The organism is Lentzea sp. DG1S-22 (genome assembly GCF_036321065.1).
Lineage (GTDB): Bacteria > Actinomycetota > Actinomycetes > Mycobacteriales > Pseudonocardiaceae > Lentzea > Lentzea jiangxiensis.
In genome coordinates this window covers 6,358,953-6,382,735 of sequence record NZ_CP143276.1, presented here as the reverse complement: position 1 = coordinate 6,382,735, position 23,783 = coordinate 6,358,953, and the positions used below count along the sequence as shown (strand labels likewise).

Here is a 23,783-nt window from a genome sequence, read left to right as displayed (position 1 = left end):
GGCGGACCCTGGGGAGCGAAAGCGATGACTGGTGTCAGACGCCGCGGCCGCTTCTCGGCCGCGGCGGCGGTGATGGGCGCTGCCCTGATCGCGGCGGTGCTCGCGGCACCGCCGGACAAGCCGGTGGACATCCGCCTGGTCGCCCCGCCGCCGCTGCCGCCCGAGGTCGTCACCGCGACCGCCACGACCACCGTCTCCGCGATCGGTGCGGTCGAGCACGCACCCCCTCCTCCGCCCCCACCCCCGCCGCCTCCGCCGCGCGGCGACGTGAGCCCGCCGCCGCCCCGGCACGAGCCGCGTCAGCCGCCGCCTCCGCCACGGCCCGGCAGGCCGAAGCCTCCGAACGTCCTCGACCTGCTGCGCTGCGACGCGGAGTACTTCGAGGACGACGACTTCAACCGGTGTCTGGAGTGGCCGTTCGACGCCGCGGAGTTCTGCGACCTCCTGGAGAAGCACAACCTCGAGCCGGTCGACGTGCGCGGGCCCGGTGGCCGGCGCTTCGACCGGTTCGAGATCAAGTGCGACGAGCGCTAGGAGCCCTTCAGCTCCCGCAGCCTCGCGAGGTTCGCCTCCGCGAGCCCGCCGAGCAGCTGCGCCTCGCCGAGGTAGTGGTCGTCGATCAGCGCCTCGACCTCGTCGTCGTTCATCGCCGGCACGACCCGCGCGGCCATCCTGTTCATGTTGCGGTAGCTGCCCTGCAACAGGAACGGCTGCCCCGACGGGTTCGCGGCCGAGGCGATGTAGGCCTGGTTGACCTTCAGCACCACCTGCTGGACGCGTTGCAGCTTCCGCACGACCGACAACATCCGCTCCAGCTCGACGGTCTCGTGGTCGTGCGCGACGCTCTCGCCGTTCGCCAGGCGCACCAGCGGTTCCACGTCGACGCCGTTCAGCGTCGGGTTCGACCCGGACGCGTTCTCCAGGTAGCTCAACGCGAAGAGCGCCTCGCGGCCGGACAGCACGTCACCGAGGTTCCACACGTCCGCGCGGTTCGCGAGCATGTCGGGGACCCGGAAAGCGCGACCGGTCTCGGTGTACGGGTTGCCCGCCATCGACACGGCGAAGCGCTTGCCCCGCAGGTCGAACGTGCGTGCCTCCCCGCCCCAGACGCCGTCGACACGACGCTGGGCGTCGCACAGCGAGATGAACTTCTGCAGCAGCTCCGGTGAGGTGTGCTGGACGTCGTCGAGGTGCAGCAGAACGTTGCTGCCGAGGGCGAACGCGAAGTTGATCCGCTCGACCTCCTGGCGTGCGGTGGCGTTCGGTGCCTCCTGCGGGTCGAGCGAGGTGACGCCGGCGCCCAGCGCGGGGCCGTTGACCTTGACGAACACCATGCCCAGCCGGTTCGCGACGTACTCCACGAGCGTCGTCTTGCCGTAGCCGGGCGGGGAGATCAGCATGAGCAGGCCGGTGCCGTCGTTCAGCTGCTTGGAGAGGTTGTCGCCGATCAGCGGCAGGTAGACCTCGTTGAGCAACCTGTTGCGCACGAACGTGTTCAGCACCGCGGGGCGGTAGTCGTCGAGCCGGAGCGCACGGCGCTGCTCCGCCAGGAGCTCGTCGCGCTTGCGCTGGTAGGCCCGGAAGGCCGGCACCTGCTCGGTGGCGAACGTCCTGAGCCTGGTGAGGGTCTCGTCCAGGCCGACCTCCATCGTCCGGTCGTGCACGCGGGGGTGCGTGCCGAGCAGGCCGGTGACGGTCTCGGTGAGCGACGCGCTGGAGTCGTACCGCGGCAGGTCGGTCAGCAGGACGGCGACGACCTCGGGGAACTCGGGGCAGTCCTCGTCGCCGAGGAACGCGCTCAGCCACGCCTCGATCAGGTCGCGGTCGTGGAGCTCCTCGGTCACGACCGCGCGGAACCTGTCGATCACCGTCCTGGCGGCCTTGCCGGTGACGAACCCGGTGGGTTCGCAGGCGAGTTCCTCGAACAGGTACTCCGCGGCCAGGTCCGGCAGGCCGAACTGCGCGCAGAGCTCCGGGATGCCGTGCGTGCCGCCGAAGATCGTGCGGGCGCGGGCCAGCGACTCGGCCTTGCGCGCCCACACCGCGCGGTGCTCCTCCCGTTGCGCCGCCCAGAAGAGCTGAGCCTCGGCACGGGCGGCCGGCGGGTACCTCAGCAGACCGGCGCCGGCGTGGAGTCGTTGCAGGACAGCGAGGATCTTCTCGGCGTCGTGGTCGTGGACGCCCTTCTCGTAGCCCTCGTCGTAGCGTTCGGCGGCCGCGTTCGCCACGTCGGTGCGGCCTTCGGCCAGCAGGCAGCCGGCGAGGTGTTCGGAGCGGTAGACGTCCTGGGTCTCGCTCACGAGCAACTGGTCCCAGAACGGCCTGGTCTTCGCGAACTCCTGGTCGGTGACCTCGCCGCGGTAGTCGGTGCCGGTGATCGCGTAGAACAGCCGGCCGTCGCGCGGCACCAGGGTGAGGTTCATCGGCTCGGTCGTCACCGGGAAGCGGTGACGACCGAGCACGATCGACGCGCCGTCGTACAGATCGGCCCGGTCGCGCAGTGCCCGGCCTCCCTCTTGCCGGGCGTCGCGCAGACCCGCGTCGAGCTCGTCGGCCCGGACGTCGCCGAGCTCGCGCAGCTGCTCGGCGACCGCGCGGACCTTGGCGACCATCGGGTCGCCCGCGAAGTACGTGTTGATCTCGTCGGCCGAGGTGAGCTTGCCGACGCGGCGGCGGATCGTGCCGAGCACCCGTTCCGCGGACTGGACGAGCCGGTCGGCCTTCCTCGCCCGTTCGTCGAGCAACGTCTGCTTGCGGGCGGAGAACGCCTCGTAGACGTCCGTGCGCTTGGCGCCGACCTGGGCCAGGAAGTCGTCGAACTCGCCGAAGCGCGACTCCAGGTTCTCGAGCTGCAGCAGCAGGCGGCCCAGCTGGTCGTCGCAGCGCTGCGGGGTGTCCGCGACCGCGAGCGCCCCCGTGACGGCCTGCCCGAGCAGCGCGAACTCCGCGGCGAACTCGGCACGGCCCTCGGCGCTCGCGAGCTGAGCGCGCCGGCCGTCCACAGTGGCCCGTGCGCGGTTGACCGCGGCCAGCACCTCGCCGATGCTCGCCAGGATCCGCGTGCGCGTCGTCGTGTCGGCGGCGTCCAGGGTGCTGACGACCTCGGTCAGCACCTCCAGCCCGGCCTGCTGCTGCGCGAGCCGGTCGCGCAGCGGCTTCGCCTCGGCGGCGGTCCTCAGCTCCGCGGCGGCGATCCGGTCGATCTCCTCGTGGTACTGGACGAAGGCGTTCGCGCCGCTGAGGAACGCGACGGCTCGGCGTGCGGACGCGCCCAGCTCCTCGACCAGTTCGGCTTCGCGCCGGTCGATGTCGTCGAGGTCGACGTACCTCAGGTCCTTCAGCGTGATCAGCCGGCCCCGGGCGGACCTCAGGTCGGCCAGCAGCCGCACCCACTCGTCCGCGCTGCGCGGCGCGGCCGACCTCGCGAGCCTGATCAGACTCGCCAGTTCCTCGGACGCCGCGCGGAGCTGACCGGCCGCGTGCTCGGTGAGGGTGCGGACGGCCTCGAACTCGTCCAGCACCTGCTCGGCCGTGGCGCGCACGGCCAGGACTTCCTGCTTGAGGCCCAGCTCGTCGAGCCAGTGGACGTTGTCGACCACCCTGGTGCACAGGGCGATCAGCCCCTCGAACACCGGCGCGCTCGGCGTCATCTCCGCGCTCATCCTGGTGATGGACAGGCAGTCCGAGATGCCGCGGACGAGTTCGGCGTTGCCGATGCGGGCGAGCGGACCGGCCTGGTCGGGCAGCACCTCGGCGGTCGTGAACGGCGTGCGCCACACCTGCATCGGGTGCACGCGCACGGCTTCCGAGCTCGTCTCGCGGAAGACCACCAGCGTGCCGTCGGCGAAGAGCGAGTAGCCGTGGCAGGTGATGGGCGTCGCGACTTCCTTGCGGATCACGTTGTAGGGCAGCAGGAGGCTGCGGCCCTCGCGGCGGGCGTGGAAGACGAAGAGGACGTCCTCCCCGTTCGCGGACCGGACGACCCGCTCGAACTCCAGCTCGCCGGTGTCGACGTCGAACGTCTTGTCGGCGCCGGTGACGAGGTAGTAGCCGCCGGGGAAGATGATCCCCTGGTCCTCCGGCAGTCGCCGGCACGCCTGACCGATGCCGTCGAGCCGGGTGACCACCTTGGTGCGGGTGTTGAAGACCAGGTGCCGGCGCGCGGTCTCCTTGTACGGCAGGATCCTGAGCAGGATCAGCGGGCCGACGCGGGCGTAGTGCACCTCCGCGTCCGCGAGGCTCTGCAGCGGTTCGTCGACGGACTCCTCGTAGACGCCCTCGCCGGTCTCGGTGTTGTTCTCGACCTTGACGGTGAGCGTGCCGCCGACCGTCTCGACGAAGACCTCGCCGTCGATCGCGATGTGCGGGTGCCGGCCCAGCACGTGCTGCTCGCGGGTCGTCTCGACCCACGTGAAGTCGTGCGCGGGCGGGAAGACGTGGTCGCGGTCGCCGCGGTTGTCGACGTAGGTCACGGTGCCGTCGACCTTGACGTCCCAGCGCAGGACGCGGATGTCCTCGAGCCGTGCGCCGGTCTGGAAGACCGCGAGCAGCCGGGACTCGACCATTCGCAGCTGGAGCAGCCGCGTCTCGCGGTAGTACCGGTACAGCTCGGCGAAGTCGTCGCGGAACCTCGGGTCCTGGAGGAAGGGGGCTTCGACCGCGGCGAAGTCCCGGCCGTGCACCGCGAAGACGTCGCCGACCTCCGTCTCGGGCTTGAGGCCTATGAAGACGTTGTAGCCGAACAGCATCACGTCGCCGAGCGCCACGATGTCGCGCGGCACGCAGTTGTTCTCGGTGCGGATGCGTTCGGTGGCGACGAGTTCGAGGGCCGTGCTGCCGAACGTCTCGACGCGCCGGTCGTTCAGCGCCTCGGTGCTGCGGGCGAGCCCGGCGGCCTGCTCGGCCAGCCGGGCCCGCAACACCTCGTACGTTCCGGCGTCCAGCCCAGGAGGGTTGGCTGCCGTCATGCGTTCTGGCCGTTGTTCTTGGCCATCTGGGTCAGCGCGATCGCCGCGGCGATGTTCTGCGCGTCACCCGTGGTGAACGAGCTGAGGATCTTGGTCAGGTCCTCGGGGAAGCTCTGCGACCCGTCCATCCACTTCGAGCCCAGCGCCTGCACCACGTCGGAGTTGCCGACGAAGCTGTCGACCTGCTTGCCTGCGGTGATGGAGGCGGCGATCTTGTCGAAGAACATCGTGTCGCCGCCGACGATGTCGATGTCGGCCTTCTCCAGGCCGGCCGCGAGGACCATCGCCTGGGCCTCGGCGACCTGGCGCTGCACGTCGATGCCCTTGAGGCGGATCTCCTTCTCGGCTTCGAGCCGCAGGCGGTACTCCTCGTGCTCGCGGGTGGCGGTGTCGAGCGCGGCCATCGCCTCGGCCTTGTGCGACAGGCCTTCCGCCTCGCCCTTGAGGCGCTCCCTGATGCCTTCGGCGTCGGCGAGCGCCTTCTCGCGGTCGACCACGGCCTCGGCACGGCCGAGAGCCTCGGACGCGACGGCGTCCCGTTCCTTGACCAGCGCGTCCGCGAGACCCTTCGCGGCGGCCTCGGCCTGCGCGCCCTCGGCGAGGCGGATCTTGGCCTGGGCGTCGAGGTCGGCGGCCTGCTGGCGCGACTCGGCGAGCACGACGGCCTCGCGGGCCTTGTGCTGCGCGGCCTGTTCCGCGGCCTCGGCGGCCTTGATGTCCTTGACCAGCGACTCCTGCGCCTCGGCCTCGGCGCGGATCACGATCTGCTGGCGCTCGCGCTCGGCCTCCTCGACCGCGCGCAGCCGCTTGATGTTCTCCTCCTGCTCGGCCACGGTCTTCTCGACGGCGACCCGTTCGCGCACCAGGTCGGCGATCGCGCGGCGCTCGTGCTCGAGCTCCTTGTCCTTCTCGATCATGCGCAGCGCGGTCTCGCGCTCACGGGCGATGACCTCGAGCATGCGGTCCTTCTCGATGCGCTCGGTCTCGACGGCGATCACGCGCTCGCGGTTCTTCTCGGCGACGGCGATCTCGCGGGCCTTGTTCTCGGCCTGGATGCCGAGCTGCTCCTCCGTGCGGATGAACGCGGTGTTGGCCTTGAGGCGTTCCTCGGCCTGCACCTTCTGGGTCTCGGCCTCCTGCTGGGCGCGGGCGGTCTCGATCTCGCGGCGCTGTTTGATCTCCGCGTCGGCCTGGCGCCGTTCGAGCTCGAGGATCGCCTCACGCGCGCTGACGTTCTGGCGCGTGATCTCCTTCTCCTCGTTGCGGGTGAACTCGTTGGTCCTGACGTGCTCGATCGCGGTCAGCTCGGTGATCTTGCGGATGCCCTGCGCGTCCAGGATGTTCGCGGGGTCGAGCTGCTTGAGCGGCGTCTGCTCCAGGTAGTCGATGGCCGCGTCCTCGAGGCTGTAGCCGTTGAGGTCGGTGCCGATGACCTGCACGATCCGGTCGCGGAACTCGTCGCGGTGGGTGTAGAGGTCGACGAAGTCGAGCTGCTTGCCGACGGTCTTGAGCGCCTCGGAGAACTTGGCGTTGAACAGCTCCTGCAGCGTGGCCTCGTGGCTCGCGCGCTCGGTGCCGATCGCCTGCGCGACCTTGATGACGTCCTCGACGGTCTTGTTGACCCGCACGAAGAACGTGATGCGGATGTCCGCCCGGATGTTGTCCTTGCAGATCAGGCCCTCGTTGCCCGCCCTGCGGATCTCGATGGTCTTCACCGAGATGTCCATCGTCTCGCACCGGTGCAGCACCGGGAGGACGACCGTGCCCGTGAAGGTCACGTCGACCTTGCGCATCTTGGAGACGATGAGCGCCTTGCCCTGCTCGCACTTCTTGAAAAGTCTGCTCAGCGTGATCAGCGCCAGGACCACTACTACGACGATCACGGCGATCAGCACGATCAACCCCGTCGAGATCGCACCCATGTCAGCCCCCTGTGGTGATGTCCACGACCCAGAAGAACTCGCCTTCGGCGTCGTAGTCGAAGATCAGCGCGGTCTGGCCCGCCTTCAGTTCGGTGCTCTGCGCCGCACGCACCTGCACGACCGCCGTGCCGCCGTCGTCGGCGGTCACCTCGGCCTGCCCGTAGTTCTCGGTCACCCTGGCCGTCCGGACGACCGCCGTGCGGCCGACGAAGTCGTTGCGGGACGCGGGTTTCTCCGGCCTGGTCCAGTTCCTGACCGGAATCAGCACGATCTTGGTGAGGAGTGCGCCCACGAGCAGCGCGGCAGCGAGAACGGCGTAGCGCAGCGAGCCCTCCGGCGTGAGCACCGTGCCGACCAGCGCGGCGAACCACGTGATCACGACGAACAACGAGATCGAGATCGGGAGCACCGGGGCGTCGAAGTCCAGTCCCACCAGCACCACCGTGAGCCAGTACGCCAGCACCACCAGCAGCAGCAGGCTGAACAGCACCGTCGGGAACGCCACCGCGGCAGCCAGGAACTCGGCCATCTCCACCCCCTCTTCGCCACTCAGATGCGCGAAAGTCCGAATCCGTTGCACCACCGGGAATGATCGACGCAGATCGATCGTTGCGCCGGTCATGGACATCGGGGTGCAGGGGCTCAACATCGGTGGCACGGCTCGACCGGACGAGACGCGGCGACTGGCCCAACTGGCCGAGTCGCTCGGCTACCGCTCGTGGTGGGCGTCGGACCACGTGGTGCTGCCGTCACCGCGCGTCGACCCGTCACCGTCCGAACCGGACACCGTGATCGTCGACCCGCTGGCCCACCTCAGCTACGTGGCGGCGATCACGTCCAGGATCGAGCTCGCGACCGGCATCGTGATCCTGCCCCAGCGCAACCCGGTGGTGCTCGCGAAGCAGGTGGCGTCGCTCGACCTGCTGAGCGGCGGCCGGTTCACGCTCGGCGTCGGCGCCGGGTACCTCGAGCCGGAGATGACGGCGGTCGGGGTGCCGTTCGACGACCGCGGCAAGCGGACGGACGAGTACCTGGACGCGATGGACCAGCTCTGGCACGCGCCCGCACCGTCGTTCTCCGGCCAGTTCGTGTCGTTCTCCGGTGTCGACGCCCACCCGCGGCCGTCGAACGTGCGCGTGGTCGTCGGCGGCCACAGCCCGTCGGCGTTCCGGCGGGCCGTCACCCGTGCGCAGGGGTGGTTCGGCATCGGCACGCCCGACGAGATCCGCGGCCACCTCGCCCGGTTCCCCTCGCGGCCCGACGGCTTCCGGATCAGCGTGTCCGCGCAGGTCCCGCTGACCGCGGCGGTGGTCCGCGAGTACGAGGACCTCGGCGTCGACGAGCTGGTGATCTACCCGCCGATCTTCGACGGCACGGTGGACGAGGTCTTGAAGAGGAACTCGGAGTTCACCGGCTAGCCTGGGGCGTCGTGATCCCCGTAGTCGTGCTCGCCGGCTTCCTCGGTTCCGGCAAGACCACCCTGCTCAACCACCTGCTGCGCACCTCCGGCGGCACGCGGATCGGCGTCGTGGTGAACGACTTCGGGCGGATCAACATCGACGCGTTCGCCGTGTCCGCGCAGGTCGACTCGATGGTGACGCTGTCGAACGGCTGCCTGTGCTGCGCGGTCGACGGCTCCGAGCTCGACTCGATGCTCGAGAAGCTGGCCTCGGCGGACCTGGACGTCATCGTGATCGAGGCGTCCGGGCTCGCCGAGCCCGCCGCCATGGTCCGGATGGTGCTGCAGGCGCCCGGTGTCTCGTACGGCGGGCTGATCTACGTGGTCGACGCGGTGGAGCTCGGCGCCGTGCCGCACCTCGAGCGCGACCTCGCACTGGCCGACCTGGTGGTGCTGAACAAGGTCGACCGGGTCTCGTCGCTGCCGTCGCTGCCCTGCTCGGCTCCGGTGCTCCCCGTCACGTACGGGCAGATCGACCCGGCGCTGCTGTTCGAGGTGCGGCCGCCGGACACGGGACCGCGGCAGCTGTCGTTCGACGACCTGGAAGACCACTCGACGCACGCGCACGCCTCGTACGACAGCGTGTCCTTCGAGTGCGACGAGCCGCTGCACCCCAAGCTGTTCATGGACTTCCTGAGCGCGCGGCCGGAAGGCCTGTTCCGCGCCAAGGGTTTCGTGCGGTTCCCCCTCGGCACCTTCATGCTGCACACCGTCGGCGCGTACGTGTCGTTCACCCCGGTCGACGAAGCCCCGACGCAGCTGGTGCTGATCGGGGCGGGCATCGATCCGGAGTCGCTGACGGACTGGCTGCTGGCGTGCGTCGCGGACGGACCGGTGACCGAGCAGGACATGCTCTGGGTGCTCCGGTACGCCCGCTGACGTCGCTACTTCCTGCAGAGCGCGGTGTCCACGACGTCGAACACCTGCTGGAACTTCTTGGCCGGGTCGTCGCCGAACGTGCCGGGCAACGCGGTGAGCGTGATCGCGGCCGACTTGCCGCCGTCCGTCGCCCCACCCAGCGACGCCCACCCGTGGATTGAGCCGCCGTGGCCCCACCAGACCCCGCCGCAGCTCAGCTCGGTGCTCTCCAGGCCGAGCCCGTAGGCGCTCTTCTCGTCCACCGCGACGGTCTTGCGCATCTCGTCGAGCTGCGCCTTCGGCAGCAGCTCGCCCCCGAGCAGGGCCTTGAAGAACTTCGCGACGTCCCGGGGAGTGGAGACCATCGCACCGGACGCCCACGCGGCGGACGTCTCCATGTCGGTCGCGTCGACCACCTTCGACCTCGGGTCGAGCAGGTCGCTCAGCGCGAAGGCCTGGGCGTGCCGACCGCGGATGCGCTGCTCGCCCTGCCCCGGCCAGTAGGTGTCCTTCAAGCCCGCCTTCCTGATCACCCCGTCGAGCGCCTCGCCGACCGGGCGTCCGGTGACCTTCTGGATCAGCAGGCCGGCCACGACGTAGTTCGTGTTGCTGTACCCGTACTTCTCGCCCGGCTGGAAGCTCACCGGCTGTGCGAGCGCGGCGTCGAGCAGCTCGTGCGGCGCGAAGTACCTGTCGCGGATGTCCGCGATCTTCGGGACGCCGACCTGGACCACGTAGTCCGGCAGGCCGCTGGTGTGCTGCAGGACCTGGCGCACGGTGATGCGGCGGTCCGCGACGTGCGGCACGAACCGGTTGACCGGCTCGTCGAGCGAGACCTTGCCCTCCGCGACCAGCTCCAGCGTCGCGACAGCCACGAACGACTTGGTGATGCTGCCGATCCGCACCTGCCCGTTGAGCGGCGCGCCGCCCCTCGCGAGGTCGCGGCCGTGCACGTGGGCCTCGACCCCCGGCGAGCCGTCCCGGACGATCTGGTCGAGCTGCTGCGGAACGAGGAGGGAGAGCGCCGCGGCGGCGGCGACGGCGGCGATCACTTGGCACCGCACAGGGCGGCGTCAACCGCGGCGAGCATGGCGTCGTGGGCCGCGTTGGCCTCTTCGGGCGTGTCCTGGAACGTGCCCGGCAACGCCGTGACGGCAACGGAGAACGCCCGGCCGGACTCGGTGACACCACCGCGCGTCTCGTAACCGTGGATGTCACCACCGTGACCCCACGAACGGCCACCGCAGGACAGCGGCGCACTGGCGATCCCGAGCCCGTACTCGACACCCGGCCACATCTCGCCGGCCGTGTCGACGGTCTTCTTCATCTCGTCGAGCTGCGCCTTCTTCAGCAGGTCACCCTTCAGCAGCCCGCGGTAGAAGGTGTTCAGGTCCTTGGTCGTGGAGATGATCTGCCCCGCGGCCCAGCCCCAGCTCGGGTCCATCTCGGTGACGTCCTCGATGCCGTTGCCCGTCTTCGAGTACCCGCGCGCGTGCTTGCCCTTGATGGTCTCGTCGCCGACACCGGGCCAGTAGGTGTCCCGGAGGTTCAGCTTCTTGATGATCCGCTGCTCCACCTGCTCCGCGACCGGCCGCCCGGTCGTCTTCTGGATGAGCAGCCCGAGCAGCACGTAGTTCGTGTTGCTGTACTTGAACTTCACGCCGGGCTCGTTCGTGACGGGATGCGCGTTGCCGGCGTCGAGCAGCTCACGCGGCTCGAAGTAGCGGTGCCGCACCTCCTCGAACTTCTCGAGGCCCAGGTGACCCGTGTAGTTGGCAAGACCGCTGGTGTGGTTGAGCAGCTGCCGGACGGTGATCCGATCGTCCTTGACCGCCTTCGGCAGGTAGTGGTTGATCGGCTTGTCGAGCTCGACCTTGCCTTCCCCGACGAGCTGCATGACCACCGCTGCCACGAACGCCTTGGTGTTGGACCCGGCCCGCACCTGCCCGTTGCGCGGCACCGGCACCCGCTTGCCCAACTCGGCCGTGCCCGACACGTAGTGCGTCGTCCTGCCACCGTTCTCGGTGACCGTGGCCAGCGCAGCCGGGAACTCGTGCTGCTTGGTGAGCCCGTCGAGCTGCTTCTGCACCGTGGTCGATGGCGCGGCCATGGCCGTCCCGGTGAACAGCATGGCCGTCGCCAGAACCCCTACCAGCGTCTTCTTCATCTCTTCCTCCCCTTGCCGTGGTGAGGACAGACTTCCAACCGAGGGGGTGCCGGCGCAGTCGCGCACGCTTCCGTCCTCGGGGTGGAGCAGGCTCTACCTCCTGGCCTTGGACGTCGTTCTGCGGTGGTCGGGCCTTGCCTGGCGTGGCCGATGCCGGCCAGCCGTTTCGCAGCGCCGGTCGGCTGGGCTCGCGCCCGTCTGCGCCCGTCTGCGCCAGGCGGGCAACCCGGAGGACATGCGGAGGGGGAGATCGGTAGGCTGTGCCGGCGAGGGCTGCTAGCTCAATTGGCAGAGCAGGAGACTTTTAATCTTCGGGTTCAGGGTTCGAGTCCCTGGCGGCCCACCAAACCCCCAGGTCACAGGCCTGGGGGTTTCGCTTTGGGTGATCGCTGATACGCCTTTGATGCGCTTTACTCCCTGACTCTCAATCTGCGCGCTTCTTGGGTACGCCCTGCTCAGGCCGGTCGAGCGCCCCTTCCAACGCGTCAGCGGCCTTCCGATCGACCGCCTTCCGAGCCAGGTAGGTGTCCTGGGTCATGGACGGCCGCGCGTGCCCGAGCTGGTCCGCGACGACCCGCGCGGAGAGCCCCGCCTCATCGAGGATGGTGGCGGCCGTCTTCCGGAAGACGTGCGAGGTCACCCAGGCGAACTCGTCCCCTCCGCGAGCCTTGCGAATGTCCCTGCGGGTGTTCGACGGGTCGCGCAGGCCTCCGAGGCTGTTCGGGAAGACCGGCCCGTCCGGGAACAGCGTGGCTGCACGACGCCGCCGCAACATGTCGAGCGCCCACCTGGGCAGCGGCAGCGTCCGCTCTCCCGCCTCCGTCTTGGTCGACTTCCTGATCAGCCCGAGCCCAGCAGCCCGGATGACCGTGTAGTTCACGTCAACCGTTCCGGCCTCGAAGTCGACATCGTCCCAGTACACGGCCAGCGCCTCACCGATCCGCACACCCGTGGCCATCATGAACCGCGACAGGTCAGGCAGATCCTTCCGAACCGCGACCGGGTCGGACTCCAGCACCTCCAGCCACAACAGACGCTCCTCCCGCGTGAGCGCCCTCGGGCTCTTCTTCCGCCCGCTCTCCAGTGGGTCCGTGTCCCTCACGGGGTTCGTGTCGAGCGCCCGATCCCGCACCGCGATCCGCAGGGCACCCGAGATCACCGAGCGCGCCGTCTTGGCACTGTCGACCCCGACCGACCGCCACAGCGCGCCCAGGAACGCATCGATCCGGGCGACCGTCATCTCACGAATCCGCAGCTCACCGAGGCCCGGAAGGACATGCCGGCCGAGGATGCTCCGGTAGGTGTCGAGGCTGCTCGGCGACCGCTTGCCCATGTCCACGAACTTCTGGAACTTCACCTGCCACGCGTCGAGCGCGTCCTTGAACCGGCTGTCTGGCGTCAACGAGTCTCCCGTTGGGCCTTTGCGCTCAGCGAGCGCCTTCTTGAGCCTCCGCTCAGCCTCAGGCTTGGTCTTCCCTCTCCGAAGCACCGGCCGCGTCTTACCGTCGAAATCGCGGTAGTTCGCGACGGCCGTCCAGCCTGCTTCCGTTTGATTGCAACGAATCTTGCCGTACGTACCGATGTCGAGCGGCGGACGAGCCATCACGCCACCTCCTCAAGCAGGTGTTCGAACCAGCTACGCACCTCGGACGGCAGATACCGCAGGTGCTTCCCCAAGCGCCGTGCGGGCGGGCCGTAGTTCTTGGTCCTCCAGCCGTAGAGCGTGTGGACCGGGACGTTCAGGTAGGCCGCAACGTCGCTGACTGTCCACAGTGGCTCAAACTGGTGTGTCTCCATGATGTTCCCCCTTTAGATCAAGCAGCGTGTGGAGTTGCCGAACTCCCCGGAGGTCCGGCAGATGCGAGCAGCGCGGCCGTGTATTCGGCCTTCCACCTCCGCCGCTCAGCGACGGCACTCAAGAGCAGATGTGCTCGAGGCGGCACGTTCGGGTCACCGGGCTCGACGTTGTTCCAGACGACCCGTTGAGGCTGGTCTTCGGGCTTGATGCCGACGTCCGCGAGCAGTTGCCGAACGAACGTCTTCCGGTCGTGCTTGTGGTCGGCGAGCGACTTCCCAGACCACTTCCGCGACACGAGCACCCTCCGCCCAGCAACACCGAGCGTGGTCCGCTTGTGCGCCTTCCCCTTGCACTTGCCGGGCACCGTGGACAGCCGCGCTCCCCGAGGCTGGACGCCGTAGAGAAGCCAGATCGGGCAGTTCGGCGAGCAGGGCGTGACCGCGAGCTCAGCGCACAGGCGTTCGGCGTGGTCCTCCTGGCGGGCCGTCTGCGCCTCAAAGCACTCGTTGATGCTCTTCGTGAGGTACTTCGTCAGGTATCCGATGTGGCGGCCGGCCTCTTCGGTGCCGCCGAGGATGCCGTTGGAGTGCACCTGCACCCCGAAGCGCGCCACGTGCGCGGGCCGCTCCACCTGGTCGAGCGCGTCTTCCCAGGTAGGCAATGCCTTCCGCGTCTGCGGATCAACGAACCCTTTGGCCCGCACATCCCACACCGGCAGGTGGTCGCCGCTGTACTTGATCTCGTCGTGCTCAGGCCACCAGACCTGGTGGTACGTGGCCTCTGCGACTGCCCGCAGTTCCGCCCGCGAGATCGTGCCCCGAACAGCCGCATGCCAGTGCGGAGCTAACCGCCGCTGTGGCTCGACCGTCGAGAAGTACTGGACCTCCCAGCCGACGCACCTGCGGAGGTTCTGGACGAACCGATCGAGCAGCGCCGCGAAGTGCACCGCGTCCCGAGCAGCACGCCGGTAGTTGTAGGTGGCCGGGTCAACAGGCGTGCCGTCGCTGCGCACCTTGCCGTAGGTGTCGAGCGTCAGCGTGAGGAACGTCGAGGGCTGGTACTTGCCCGCGAAGACCTTGCCGACCGTGCGCTTGCTGACCGGCCGCCGAGGCAGGTTGGGCGCATCCTGCCGCCGCCTGGTCGACCGCTTCCGAGATGGCTTGAGCGGCATTTCCAGGGAGGGGAGTGAACCGCGGACTCCGAGTTGCCGAAGTTCGGCGTCGACCTCCGCGACCTCTTCCCGAACCTCTTCCGCTCCGACCTCGTCATCCTCATCGAGGGCCAGGCGGAAGGCCTTCACGAGGTCAGCCCGATAGGCGGTCAGTCCCCGCTGATCGTCGCTCGGAGCGTCCGGCGTGAAGTCCGGTTCCTCTGTGAGGTGCCATCCCTCGCGACACTGCGCCATCCGCAGACGCCGGTTCTTCTCAGCGCAGGTAGGGCAGACACTCGCGACCGTCGAGCCGCACGGCACCGGAACGATGTCCACGCGTCCGGTGTCGAGGTCGATCCGCTCCTTGGCCAACGGCCGGACGCAGACGCCATGCTCCTCAGCCACGGCCCGAGCGATGTCGAGCGCGGCCGGCTGCTTCATCCGCTCCGAACGAGTCAGGTACTCGGTCACGCCGCCGCCCTCCCCTCACCGCTGGTCGGGAACTCGTGCACAGTGGCCGGGGCGAGGTAAACGCCCAGCTCGACCAGGTCCGCATCCGTGACGTGGAAGGCCCTCGCACGCTCCGGTTCGCGCTGCCCGTCCTCCTTGAGCCAAGCGACACCAGGCGTGTTCTCGCTGATCTCGTGAGCAGCCGCGCCCCGTTGCCGAACACCATCGCCAAGCACCATGTCGACCTGGACCGGCTCATCCAGCCGCAAGGCAACACGGGTGGTGAACAGGTGCCGGAAGGAGACGACCTCCTTACGCGGGTCCTGGACCAGGCCGACCACGGCGTAGCCGGGAGCACGTCCCTGCGAGGTGATCGTCTGAACGGCCCGCGTCGCACGTTCTCGGAGGTTCCGGTCAGGCTGGTAGGCGATCAGGTCCGCCAGCTCATCTACGATCAGGACCGTGAACGGCTCACCGGTGCCGCGAGCCCACAGACGCCGGATGCCCCGATACCGCGCCGCCCGTTCCTTGACCTCTGCAGCGATTTCTTCAAGCAGGGCAACACCTTCCGGCCCGTTGTCATAGATCACCTTCTCGAACGCGTCCGGACACTGCCCCAGCTCCATGCCGCCCTTGGGGTCGATCCCAACGAGCCGGACCATGCCCGCCTTAATGGCCGGGGCGAGCTGCCAGACGATCGACCAGAGAACCGAGCCCTTGCCAGCTCCAGGCACCCCGACCACGAGGACCTGAGAGCCGAGCAGCTTCAGCCGCCAGGGCTTACCGGTCTCCGTCCGGCCGACGACGACGCGCTTAAGGTCGACGTCCCCGACAGTGGCGAGCTGCGGCACGGCGACCGGACGCGACAGCGGATCGGAGTGGATGAAGTCGAGCTCAAGCACGCTCGGCCGCAGCACCCGCACACGGCAGGACCGCGCGTTGAACGAGTGCGCCAGGTTGTCCCGCCGCGCTTCCCACTGCTCCGGAGACTGCGCCGGGATCATGCGAACCCGGACCTTATCCCGCCACCCCTCCGACCGGACGCGCCGCAGCTTCGGGCGGTACTCCCTGCCTCGACTGTCCTTAGCCAGCTCAGCCAGCCGCATCACGGTGCGCCAGTGCGGCACATAGACCGTGAGCCGCCGCCACTCGGTCAGGACGCGGTACCAGCCGTATCGCAGGAACGAGCCACGATCGAGCCCGTACCAGACCGCCGAGGCACACACGAGCGACAGCAAGGCCAGGACCAGCGACGACAGCCCAAACTCGCGATAGCTGATGTAGCCGCCGAGGCAGGCCGTGACCGCGACCGGGTACCGGATCGCCACCAGGACGAGCTTCACGACTAGTCGGCCGGCGAGCCAGATCAGCGCGACCGGCGCGAGCGGGAGCTTGATCCAACCGGGTAGCCACACCCACCACGGGACCCGTGGACGTGCGCCCTCGAACGGTGCGGGATCAACCCAACGATTGCCCTTCATCGCACACCGCCAGCGCACTTGAGGCACTGGAAGACAGTGCCAACGCTCGGGATGCGTCCAACGGGCCGGAACGCTCCCGACTCTGTGGTGTGCTGCGTCTTGCAGGTCAGGCACTCGAAACCCTCAGCCTGCGCGGCCGTGAGTTCCAACGTCTCCAGGCTGCCGCCGTCGAGCATCACGACGTAGTTGGAGACGGTCTGCTTGCTGGAGATCATCCGATCCCACAGCAGTTGCTTTGTAGCCCTGTCTGGCGCAGGAATGCGCCCAGGCTCTACGCTCATCTTGTTCACTCCCGAGTTGGGTGGACAACGCAGGAGCGGCGAGGTTGGTAGCCGGGTTCCGCTCCTGCGTCTCACGTTCTCTTTGCACCACAACAAGACGTGCGGCATCGCCACGTGACCCAACAGCGTCACGCGCTCCGTCCAATGAGGACTTTGTTAATTCTTCGTCGTCTTCGTGTCCTTTATCGCCTCCCCCTTCTCGCGCTCACGGTTCGCCCAGTAGATGGCCTCGTGGTGGTGGCTGCGATCGGTCTCAGCGACTCGCGCGTAGATGGCTGCCGAGCGGAGGTAGTAGTCCCGCAGGACAGCGGGAGCAGCCTTGGGGTTGGGGAGGAGCTTGCTCAACACGTCGTGCGCCTCGCTCAGCGTCCGAACCTGCTCAGCGAGGCCCCAGTGCATGGGCTCAGTCGCGGGCATCGGGAGCCTCCTCCGCGAGGGCGTGACGCCCGTCCTGTCGAGCGGCCGAAGCCTGGAGAGCGCGCCATCCCTGGTCGAGCACGTCCCGCAGCTGCGGGACCACATCCCGATCGACGACGAGTACGGCGGGGAAGGCGTTGCCGAAGCGGATCTCGATCCGGTCGGCGAACGGCATCGCGAGTGGCCGCATCGGCACACCGTCGGTCAGGTGAACGCGCACCAGATCAGGCATCACGCCGCCTTAGCGGCTGGCTTGCCGACGACCGGCTTCATGCCGGAGGCCCGCAGGCTGTAGCCGAGCTTCGCGCGGCAGCGGTGACGCTCACCCGCATGCACCCCACGGCACCCCTTGTCATCGATCCACGGCGTGACCGTCAGCCCCTCGAACACCACCGGCCGGACGTCCGTGCCGGGAATGGCCTCCGGCGGCACCGGCTGGTGAGGCGCGGAGATCTTCACCGTGACCACGGCGTCCGTCTTGCGCTCCGCGGCCTGGTCGATGACCAGCACAGACCACACGAGGAGACCGGTCTCCTTGTCCTTCTCCTGCTCGGGCGGCAGGCCCTTCGCCCGCTCTTCGGCGGACTGGAACTTGAGCACGGGCTCAACGCCCATCACGAGCGCGCCCCTGGGAAACACGAAGTCGTGACCCGCAGGGAGCCTGCTCCCACCTGTGATCGCCATCGTGGCTCTCCTGTCGTAGGTGTCGTCCAGACCGGTTGTCTGGAGTTCTCGACACCTACGACTTTCGGCTGAAAACCGGGACGTGAGCACCGCATGGCGGGACTTCTAGAGACGTCCCTACTAACGTAAGACGTCCCTGACGTCCCCAAGGACGTCCAAGAGGAGCGATCATGGCAAACGAGCGACTACGAGACGCGTTGCTGCGCAACGGGCTCACATACGAGCAGGTAGCCAAGGCCACGGGCGTCGACCAGAAGACTGTCGAACGCTGGATCACCAAGGGCCGAGCGCCGTACCCGCGTCACCGCAATACCATCGCGTCGATGGTCAAGGAGACCGAGACGTACCTCTGGCCGGACGCGGTCGCACCAGAGCGGAAGGCAGAGATCACCGAGTCCGAGGTGGTCAAGCTCTACCCACACCGCAACTCAATCCCCCCAGACCTCTGGGACCACCTCATCACCAACGCCACCCGGCATGTCGAGGTACTGGTCCACGCTGGCATCTTCCTCGTGGAGCGCCCGACCTTCATGCGCGACCTGGCCGGCAAGGCCGCGAACGGCGCACGTATCCGGCTGATCTTCGGCGACCCGGCCAGCCGCGAGGTTGCCAAGCGCAGCGACGAGGAGCAGTTGGGGAAGGGCACACTCGGCTCCCGCATCCGCAACGCGCTGGCGTTCTACCGGCCGCTGGTGGGCGTGGACGGAGTGGAGCTGCGCTTCCACAAGACGACGCTCTACAACTCGATCTTCCGCTTCGACGACGAGATGGTCGTCAACACACACGTCTACGGCTTCCAGGCCGCTCATGCTCCGGCCCTGCACCTGCGGCGGCTCGCTGCGGGCGATCTCTTCGAGACCTACTCTGAGAGCTTCGAGCACGTCTGGAACCTGTCCAAGCCAGCAACGTTCTGAAGGAGCCATATGGCCCGCGTGGACTACTTCCACGACCCGAACGCGCCCAAGGCCAACAGCCTCCGCCCAGCCGTTAGCGCGTTCGTCCAAGACAACGCTGGCCGGCTGCTGATGATCCGGCGCACTGATAATGAAAAGTACGCGATTCCCGGCGGTCAACAAGAAGCTGGCGAGACTCTCACACAAGCCGCAGCAAGAGAGGTCCTCGAAGAGACAGGCATCAACGTCGAGGTGACCGGTCTGATTGGCCTATACTCCAACCCTGCACACGTCATCGCCTACGATGACGGAGAGATTCGCCAGGAGTTCTCGATCTGCTTTCGAGCGCGAGCAGTCAGCGGGGACCTTCGGACCAGTGCCGAGTCCAAGGAAGTATTGTGGGTCGACCTAGATCAACTTGGCGGACTCGACATACACCCGTCGATTCGACTTCGCATTGACCACGCCCTCGAGAAGCGCGAACATCCGTACTTCACATAGCCGAAAAGGACTGTAACGAATGACAAATAGCAACCTCGACGAGGCGGCCGTGGATCAAGTTGACGAACAAGTCGAAGATTCCGAAGATGATCAAGATACGGTAATACAAGACCTTGAGCCGCTTTCATACTTTGGCACCGACTTCGACGTGCACGGTCTAGTTCGGCGTCTAAATAGCGGAGATATCGTTGTTCCGAATTTCGACCCTGCTCCCACCGGCACACCCGGAACCGGAGGTTTCCAGAGAAAGTTCGTCTGGAAGCGACCCCAAATGGATCGTTTCGTAGAATCGCTACTTCTCGGGTTTCCCATTCCTGGCATATTTCTCGTACAACAGCGCAATAAGAAGCTACTGGTACTAGACGGACAACAGCGTCTTCGAACTCTCCAGCGATTTTACGACGAGAAACTCGAGAACGGCGCCCAATTCGTACTTGATAACGTTGCCGACGATTTCAAGGGACTAAAATACTCCGAGCTAGAAGAAGACCTAAGGCGCACTCTTGATAACACCTTCATCCACGCCACTGTTGTAAAGTATAGTCCGACAGTTAGCGGCAATGAAAGCGTCTACTCCTTGTTTGAGCGATTGAATACAGGAGGCACCAATCTCTATCCACAGGAAATCCGCGTAGCCCTCTACCACGGAAGCCTCGTGGAGGCAATTCGTGACATGAATGCATTTCCGGCATGGAGGAACATTTTTGGACCTCCGTCCGAGCGACTTAAAGACCAAGAGTTGATCCTTCGATTCCTGGCCTTCTGGAAAGAAGAAAGTCAGTATAAGCGACCCTTGAAGGGCTTCTTGAACGAATTTCTCGGTCGTCACAAGAATATGGAAGGACTCAATATAGAGGAACTCCGTCGCACGTTCGAAGATACTTGCAACACGGCCTCCGAGCTTCTGGGACGCCCCGCGTTGCGCGCCGAATCGCAGGTGAACGCCGCATTCGCCGATGCCATGATGATTGGGATCGCAACCCGCCTAAAGAGCGGACCGATCACAGATGGAGAGGCCCTAAAAGCGGCGCGCGAAAAACTACTCGAGAATCCGGAATTTAAAAGCTCTATTGCTCGCGCTACCGCAGATGAAGATCGCGTCACGCGTCGGCTATCCATGGCGAAAAAGGCCTTCAGGGCGGTTCCGTGAACTGGAAGAAGGCTGCACACTCAACAAGCGCAAGACACCAGATCGAGCGCTTGAAGGAAAGTCTTGAAGAGCTATACATAAGGTCCGACCCGAAGAACGTGGGCGATCCAGAGATTGCCAGCGACCTAGGCAACTATCTATGCGTGCGCGTGTCAGGCTATATCGAACAAGCGTCAGGCGTGATCTTTAGAGATTACTGTCATAAAAACGCAGGTGGCGCTGTTCAGCATTTTGCAGTTTCCTGGCTCGATAGGATGCCCAACATGAGCGCCGATCCACTCATCAAGCTCGTAAGTCGCTTTAGCAAAGAGCTCGCGAGCGAGCTTGAAGAGTTTCTAGGCGAAGAAGAGAGGCGCGGTCGGCTGAACGCTCTAGTTGGCGTCCGCAACGACGTCGCCCATGGCAGGCAGCAAGGGCTATCACGCGAGCGAGCATGGTCATATTTCGAGCTTGCCGAAGAGGTGATCGAGTGGCTGCTCAATAAATTCGACTCAATGAATGCACCCACCAAGTAAGAAGGCTCTACAAATTCAAGTTGTGTTCAGCGATTCGCTATGCGCCAAAGGAAGTGCATATCAGACAGCTTTACCTCTTTCTTATCCTTGAGGAAATCATTGTAGTTCGCAATCAGGCCTCCAGCGCCAACAATTATTCCAGGACCCACTAGCGGCGCGAACGCGAGGAGACCCACAGTAGTAAGCGTCACGCTAACACCGATTGCCAGAAGAGAACGCCTCTCCAGCACTTCGACAGCCCTAGACATCTTCCTATTGAGCTCAATTAAAGCAGGTTCGATCACGTCATCAATGACGTCGCTTGCCACCTGTTCAGCGTCCGCATCAGGGATTGAATCGATGCGGACTTTTATAGCCTTTCTGATTGCTATTTGAAACGCTTGGAAGTCAGCTGCTTCATGTTCACGAACAGCCAGGAGTTCTTTGGAATCAAGGTTCTCTACATAAGGAAGAGAAAGATTAAAGGCCGCATCTTCGACCGTAGTCTTGACGCGCACGGTCGGGAGATCCTCCGAGTCCATAATAGCCACACGCCCCAATGCCGCACTATTGATCCGCGCAATCATTGCGTCCGACAGCAGGCTGTTTGCGTACCCGCGCGAATACTGCTCGACCCACTTCTCGAGCTCCCGCCGTTGATTAACATTGGCCCCAATATCATATCTTTGCGTTTGATACATCCGCAGCCGCGGATGCGTGAACGAGTAGGTCTGCCGTCCTTCATATATACCGACTCTCTTTATCTTGCAGCCATCTCGCAAGAACTCCTGTAGCTCTGCAAGCATCGGGGTCGTGGAGACGAGTCCTAGCTCCTTCGCCTTCTCATCCAGATGATCGAGGCAGTAAGGAGGACGTGGCGTGAAAACGAGCAGTTGCTCAGCACCTATTTCTCGAATGTACAAGGCGACGATCATATGCGAATAGATCAACCTGTCGCGTTCGGCCTCTAGATGTTCACGATCGTCGCTGTCGTCAGACAAAAACAACTTGGCTGGATCCAACCCGACCGCAACAACTTTATCAAAGTAATGCCAGGTCCTACGAATGAGCTCATCAACTTTTTTCTTAATGCATTCATTGTGAACGCAGTCGAAGGTTCCCGATAGGTCGACACCAGTCCCCGCCACGATCTGTTGATATGCCTCTGGGATCGGCTTCATAACATGCTCGTGAGCCTTTCTTGCGTGAACGAGAAGGCGCTCCATTACCTTTGAATCTCGAAGCGCCCTAGCACCGCCCTCGGCCGCGCCGATTCCCTCGACATCCATCCATTCAAGTAGCCAGTACTTCGACATTTCCACCTCACGTGCAGGCAGTCGATGGGCGTGCTTTGTTCAAGGATCGCATAGTCGACAGCGGTTGTTACTGCCGAATTTGGCTTTACAGGATCAAGGCGCCGCCGCTGGCGGCGCGTACGGTCTGGCGCTGCGCCAACATCCATCCCGGCACTCCCGGCATCCGCTTCGCTCCGCCGGTCGGCCGGGCGGCGCTGCGCGCCGGACCGGACGCCAGCTGATGGCTCGCACGATCCGAGCTCCGATTCGTCCCGACTCCCGACGAGCGCCAGCGCGGTCACCACAGGCGGATGTGCACGGCGCTCGACTGCCGCGACGGCTGCGCCGCCTTGCCACCGAACCATGTGCCCCGCAGTTCCTGGCGCCTCAGCCCCGCGGAAGCCAGTTGCTCGAAGAGGTCCGTAACTGGCAGCCTCTGACCATCGACTCAACAGGTGTCGCCGGGGCACCCGAGGCTACGGCCAAGCCAGCGGTAGTAAGAGGCAGCAGGTTGATACCCGCACGCGTGGCACACGTCCGGTGCCCTGAATAGTCGCCGCTGGAACCCGGCACACTCAGCTACCGCATCGCCTACACGGCGATGGCCGGCAGCGCCGCGCCAAGGCTGGAACGAGCGCCTTGGCCCAGCACCACCAAGCAGGGGCCGAACCTCGTAGGGTTGGGGCGTGGCCACGAGCAGTGACGGGACGAACGATTCACAGGTAGAGAGCTGGGAGCTCAAGCTGGAAGACCGGCTTGTCGGGACGCTGATCTTCGAGGCGCAGGACATGTTCTGGTCCGACTGCCGTTTCCGGCCTGGCCCAGCATGGGAAGACTTCCGCCCCCTCAATGACCGCTCCAGAGAAGCCTGGCGTCGTGGCGATCGGGAAGAAGCCCGGACAGCCGATGACGCAATCATGACCTCAGGACTCGTGCTCGTGCCACTCAAGGGTGGGGCACCTATCACGCCTGTCATGGTTCGGGTCGACGGCGACACGGCCCGCTTCCGCTTCTGACTCAGGCGCGCGTGATGACACGCAGATGCGCCATCAGCGGCGGACGCCTGACGAGCGCTAGGCCGAGCCGCCCCGACGCCGCGAGCATGACAACGGCTGGCAGCGCCGCGATCAAGGCTGGAACGAGCGCCTTGGCCCAGCACCACCGGCCGCGTTCGAGGCTCAGCGTCGGGATGATGGCAGGGGGCGTGGGCGGTCCGGAAGGACCAAGATCATGATGCGCTTTAGTCTCGTAAAACGTCGATAAACGTCGAGAAGCGACCGTCCATAGTGCTCAGATCAAACCCGCATCCGCGCAGGTAGTGAGCACTGTCGAGGACGATCGGCGAACAACGCCAAGCGAGTGCTCTTACTCTTCGGGTTCAGGGTTCGAGTCCCTGGCGGCCCACCAAACCCCCAGGTCACAGGCCTGGGGGTTTCACATCTCAAGATCACTTCCACACCTTTGGCACGCTTTAACCTCGGACTCTCAAGCTGCGGCATCGGGCGACCGCCCCGAACCTGGGCTTTGGCCCTCGGCAGCGCCTGGTTTCGGCGTGCCAAAAGCTGCGAACAGAAGTGGCCCTCCTACGCCGTCGTAGTATTCGCCGTCGTCGGGCTGGGCCGGCTGTGCTCCGGCGGCCATTGCTCGGGTTATGAGCAGGAACGGCAGCAGCCGTTGGACGAGTGGCTCTGGTCGATGAGTGGGCGAGATCTGGCGCTTGTGGAGGTCCGCGCGCTCGTCGGCTTCACCACGTCGGGGCAGACAATGTCAAGACGCTCCCGCTGAGTTGATGCCCGAGCTCAGGATCAAAGCGACC

The 23,783-nt window shown here is 65.9% G+C and carries 22 protein-coding genes and 1 tRNA gene; 9 read left to right on the top strand and 14 right to left on the bottom strand.

Features of this window, described 5'->3' with window-relative positions; all coding sequences use genetic code 11:
- The first annotated feature begins 24 nt into the window (after positions 1-24).
- Positions 25-534 (top strand): hypothetical protein, encoded by a 510-nt coding sequence (locus V1227_RS29970; protein WP_329788706.1) that lies wholly within the window; start codon positions 25-27, stop codon positions 532-534.
- Here V1227_RS29970 and V1227_RS29965 read toward each other — a convergent pair.
- From V1227_RS29965 to V1227_RS29955, 3 genes are read right to left on the bottom strand one after another with little or no spacing between them, the layout of a single operon-like run.
- Positions 531-4,967: a DNA repair ATPase gene (locus V1227_RS29965; RefSeq protein ID WP_329788705.1), complete on the bottom strand. Its 4,437-nt coding sequence runs from the start codon at positions 4,965-4,967 to the stop codon at positions 531-533. The two genes, V1227_RS29970 and V1227_RS29965, sit on opposite strands and share 4 nt — an antisense overlap.
- On the bottom strand, positions 4,964-6,889 hold the full coding sequence (locus tag V1227_RS29960) for a flotillin family protein (protein ID WP_329788704.1): 1,926 nt from the start codon (positions 6,887-6,889) through the stop codon (positions 4,964-4,966). The genes V1227_RS29965 and V1227_RS29960 overlap by 4 nt, the downstream gene beginning before the upstream one ends.
- 1 nt (position 6,890) lies before the next feature.
- The gene (locus V1227_RS29955; RefSeq protein WP_329788703.1) at positions 6,891-7,418 is read right to left on the bottom strand and encodes a hypothetical protein; all 528 of its coding nucleotides are present in this window, start codon (positions 7,416-7,418) and stop codon (positions 6,891-6,893) included.
- Between the two features lie 91 nt (positions 7,419-7,509).
- Between V1227_RS29955 and V1227_RS29950 the strand changes: the two genes are divergently transcribed.
- Positions 7,510-8,307, top strand: a complete 798-nt coding sequence (locus tag V1227_RS29950) for an LLM class F420-dependent oxidoreductase (RefSeq protein WP_329788702.1) — start codon at positions 7,510-7,512, stop codon at positions 8,305-8,307.
- Positions 8,308-8,318: 11 nt separating this feature from the next.
- The gene (locus tag V1227_RS29945) at positions 8,319-9,227 is read left to right on the top strand and encodes a CobW family GTP-binding protein (protein ID WP_236221863.1); all 909 of its coding nucleotides are present in this window, start codon (positions 8,319-8,321) and stop codon (positions 9,225-9,227) included.
- A 5-nt stretch (positions 9,228-9,232) separates the two neighbouring features.
- On the opposite strand, the gene V1227_RS29940 is transcribed toward V1227_RS29945, so the two are convergent.
- Both V1227_RS29940 and V1227_RS29935 read right to left on the bottom strand, forming a co-directional pair.
- A complete protein-coding gene (locus V1227_RS29940; RefSeq protein ID WP_329788701.1) occupies positions 9,233-10,258 on the bottom strand; it encodes a serine hydrolase domain-containing protein in 1,026 nt (341 codons plus the stop codon).
- Positions 10,255-11,373 carry a serine hydrolase domain-containing protein gene (locus V1227_RS29935; protein WP_329788700.1) on the bottom strand — a complete coding sequence of 373 codons (1,119 nt, stop codon included), beginning with the start codon at positions 11,371-11,373 and terminating at the stop codon, positions 10,255-10,257. The genes V1227_RS29940 and V1227_RS29935 overlap by 4 nt, the downstream gene beginning before the upstream one ends.
- A gap of 270 nt (positions 11,374-11,643) precedes the next feature.
- Between V1227_RS29935 and V1227_RS29930 the strand changes: the two genes are divergently transcribed.
- A tRNA-Lys gene (locus tag V1227_RS29930) sits at positions 11,644-11,719 on the top strand.
- A 78-nt stretch (positions 11,720-11,797) separates the two neighbouring features.
- Here V1227_RS29930 and V1227_RS29925 read toward each other — a convergent pair.
- The 8 genes from V1227_RS29925 to V1227_RS29890 form a co-directional block, all read right to left on the bottom strand.
- A complete protein-coding gene (locus tag V1227_RS29925; RefSeq protein WP_329788699.1) occupies positions 11,798-12,976 on the bottom strand; it encodes a site-specific integrase in 1,179 nt (392 codons plus the stop codon).
- Positions 12,976-13,170: a helix-turn-helix domain-containing protein gene (locus tag V1227_RS29920; protein WP_329788698.1), complete on the bottom strand. Its 195-nt coding sequence runs from the start codon at positions 13,168-13,170 to the stop codon at positions 12,976-12,978. Before V1227_RS29920 ends, V1227_RS29925 begins: the two co-directional genes overlap by 1 nt.
- A gap of 17 nt (positions 13,171-13,187) precedes the next feature.
- Positions 13,188-14,762, bottom strand: coding sequence for a replication initiator (locus V1227_RS29915; protein ID WP_329794146.1), 1,575 nt, complete (start codon positions 14,760-14,762; stop codon positions 13,188-13,190).
- Between the two features lie 26 nt (positions 14,763-14,788).
- Entirely contained in the window at positions 14,789-16,252 is a 1,464-nt protein-coding gene (locus V1227_RS29910) for an FtsK/SpoIIIE domain-containing protein (protein ID WP_329788697.1), read from the bottom strand.
- Positions 16,249-16,467, bottom strand: coding sequence for a hypothetical protein (locus tag V1227_RS29905; protein ID WP_329788696.1), 219 nt, complete (start codon positions 16,465-16,467; stop codon positions 16,249-16,251). The genes V1227_RS29910 and V1227_RS29905 overlap by 4 nt, the downstream gene beginning before the upstream one ends.
- Positions 16,468-16,689: 222 nt before the next feature.
- A complete protein-coding gene (locus V1227_RS29900; RefSeq protein WP_329788695.1) occupies positions 16,690-16,950 on the bottom strand; it encodes an AMED_5909 family protein in 261 nt (86 codons plus the stop codon).
- Positions 16,937-17,182, bottom strand: coding sequence for a hypothetical protein (locus V1227_RS29895; RefSeq protein WP_329788694.1), 246 nt, complete (start codon positions 17,180-17,182; stop codon positions 16,937-16,939). The genes V1227_RS29900 and V1227_RS29895 overlap by 14 nt, the downstream gene beginning before the upstream one ends.
- Positions 17,182-17,565 (bottom strand): plasmid replication, integration and excision activator, encoded by a 384-nt coding sequence (locus tag V1227_RS29890; protein WP_329788693.1) that lies wholly within the window; start codon positions 17,563-17,565, stop codon positions 17,182-17,184. Before V1227_RS29890 ends, V1227_RS29895 begins: the two co-directional genes overlap by 1 nt.
- A 239-nt stretch (positions 17,566-17,804) precedes the next feature.
- Here V1227_RS29890 and V1227_RS29885 point away from each other — a divergent pair, with 239 nt between their 5' ends.
- The 4 genes from V1227_RS29885 to V1227_RS29870 are packed head-to-tail and all read left to right on the top strand — an operon-like array spanning position 17,805 to position 20,693.
- Positions 17,805-18,548 carry a DUF5919 domain-containing protein gene (locus V1227_RS29885; protein ID WP_329788692.1) on the top strand — a complete coding sequence of 248 codons (744 nt, stop codon included), beginning with the start codon at positions 17,805-17,807 and terminating at the stop codon, positions 18,546-18,548.
- A 9-nt stretch (positions 18,549-18,557) separates the two neighbouring features.
- Positions 18,558-19,028: an NUDIX hydrolase gene (locus tag V1227_RS29880; RefSeq protein ID WP_329788691.1), complete on the top strand. Its 471-nt coding sequence runs from the start codon at positions 18,558-18,560 to the stop codon at positions 19,026-19,028.
- A gap of 49 nt (positions 19,029-19,077) precedes the next feature.
- The gene (locus tag V1227_RS29875) at positions 19,078-20,178 is read left to right on the top strand and encodes a DUF262 domain-containing protein (protein ID WP_329788690.1); all 1,101 of its coding nucleotides are present in this window, start codon (positions 19,078-19,080) and stop codon (positions 20,176-20,178) included.
- Positions 20,175-20,693: a HEPN domain-containing protein gene (locus V1227_RS29870; RefSeq protein ID WP_329788689.1), complete on the top strand. Its 519-nt coding sequence runs from the start codon at positions 20,175-20,177 to the stop codon at positions 20,691-20,693. Before V1227_RS29875 ends, V1227_RS29870 begins: the two co-directional genes overlap by 4 nt.
- 26 nt (positions 20,694-20,719) lie before the next feature.
- Here V1227_RS29870 and V1227_RS29865 read toward each other — a convergent pair whose 3' ends face one another.
- The gene (locus tag V1227_RS29865; RefSeq protein ID WP_329788688.1) at positions 20,720-21,988 is read right to left on the bottom strand and encodes a hypothetical protein; all 1,269 of its coding nucleotides are present in this window, start codon (positions 21,986-21,988) and stop codon (positions 20,720-20,722) included.
- A 665-nt stretch (positions 21,989-22,653) separates the two neighbouring features.
- On the opposite strand from V1227_RS29865, the gene V1227_RS29860 reads away from it, so the two are divergent.
- Positions 22,654-22,983 carry a hypothetical protein gene (locus V1227_RS29860; protein WP_329788687.1) on the top strand — a complete coding sequence of 110 codons (330 nt, stop codon included), beginning with the start codon at positions 22,654-22,656 and terminating at the stop codon, positions 22,981-22,983.
- Positions 22,984-23,783: the final 800 nt, after the last annotated feature.

What these genes read in the sequence shown, in the direction of transcription:
- V1227_RS29865 (WP_329788688.1), bottom strand. Translation starts at nt 21,988, where the DNA reads ATGTCGAAGTACTGGCTACTTGAATGGATGGATGTCGAGGGAATCGGC.
- V1227_RS29950 (WP_329788702.1), top strand. Translation starts at nt 7,510, where the DNA reads ATGGACATCGGGGTGCAGGGGCTCAACATCGGTGGCACGGCTCGACCG.
- V1227_RS29935 (WP_329788700.1), bottom strand. Translation starts at nt 11,373, where the DNA reads ATGAAGAAGACGCTGGTAGGGGTTCTGGCGACGGCCATGCTGTTCACC.
- V1227_RS29960 (WP_329788704.1), bottom strand. Translation starts at nt 6,889, where the DNA reads ATGGGTGCGATCTCGACGGGGTTGATCGTGCTGATCGCCGTGATCGTC.
- V1227_RS29910 (WP_329788697.1), bottom strand. Translation starts at nt 16,252, where the DNA reads ATGAAGGGCAATCGTTGGGTTGATCCCGCACCGTTCGAGGGCGCACGT.
- V1227_RS29890 (WP_329788693.1), bottom strand. Translation starts at nt 17,565, where the DNA reads ATGGGCGTTGAGCCCGTGCTCAAGTTCCAGTCCGCCGAAGAGCGGGCG.
- V1227_RS29965 (WP_329788705.1), bottom strand. Translation starts at nt 4,967, where the DNA reads ATGACGGCAGCCAACCCTCCTGGGCTGGACGCCGGAACGTACGAGGTG.
- V1227_RS29920 (WP_329788698.1), bottom strand. Translation starts at nt 13,170, where the DNA reads ATGGAGACACACCAGTTTGAGCCACTGTGGACAGTCAGCGACGTTGCG.
- V1227_RS29925 (WP_329788699.1), bottom strand. Translation starts at nt 12,976, where the DNA reads ATGGCTCGTCCGCCGCTCGACATCGGTACGTACGGCAAGATTCGTTGC.
- V1227_RS29905 (WP_329788696.1), bottom strand. Translation starts at nt 16,467, where the DNA reads ATGATCTCCAGCAAGCAGACCGTCTCCAACTACGTCGTGATGCTCGAC.
- V1227_RS29885 (WP_329788692.1), top strand. Translation starts at nt 17,805, where the DNA reads ATGGCAAACGAGCGACTACGAGACGCGTTGCTGCGCAACGGGCTCACA.
- V1227_RS29915 (WP_329794146.1), bottom strand. Translation starts at nt 14,762, where the DNA reads ATGAAGCAGCCGGCCGCGCTCGACATCGCTCGGGCCGTGGCTGAGGAG.
- V1227_RS29900 (WP_329788695.1), bottom strand. Translation starts at nt 16,950, where the DNA reads ATGCCCGCGACTGAGCCCATGCACTGGGGCCTCGCTGAGCAGGTTCGG.
- V1227_RS29895 (WP_329788694.1), bottom strand. Translation starts at nt 17,182, where the DNA reads ATGCCTGATCTGGTGCGCGTTCACCTGACCGACGGTGTGCCGATGCGG.
- V1227_RS29955 (WP_329788703.1), bottom strand. Translation starts at nt 7,418, where the DNA reads ATGGCCGAGTTCCTGGCTGCCGCGGTGGCGTTCCCGACGGTGCTGTTC.
- V1227_RS29880 (WP_329788691.1), top strand. Translation starts at nt 18,558, where the DNA reads ATGGCCCGCGTGGACTACTTCCACGACCCGAACGCGCCCAAGGCCAAC.
- V1227_RS29970 (WP_329788706.1), top strand. Translation starts at nt 25, where the DNA reads ATGACTGGTGTCAGACGCCGCGGCCGCTTCTCGGCCGCGGCGGCGGTG.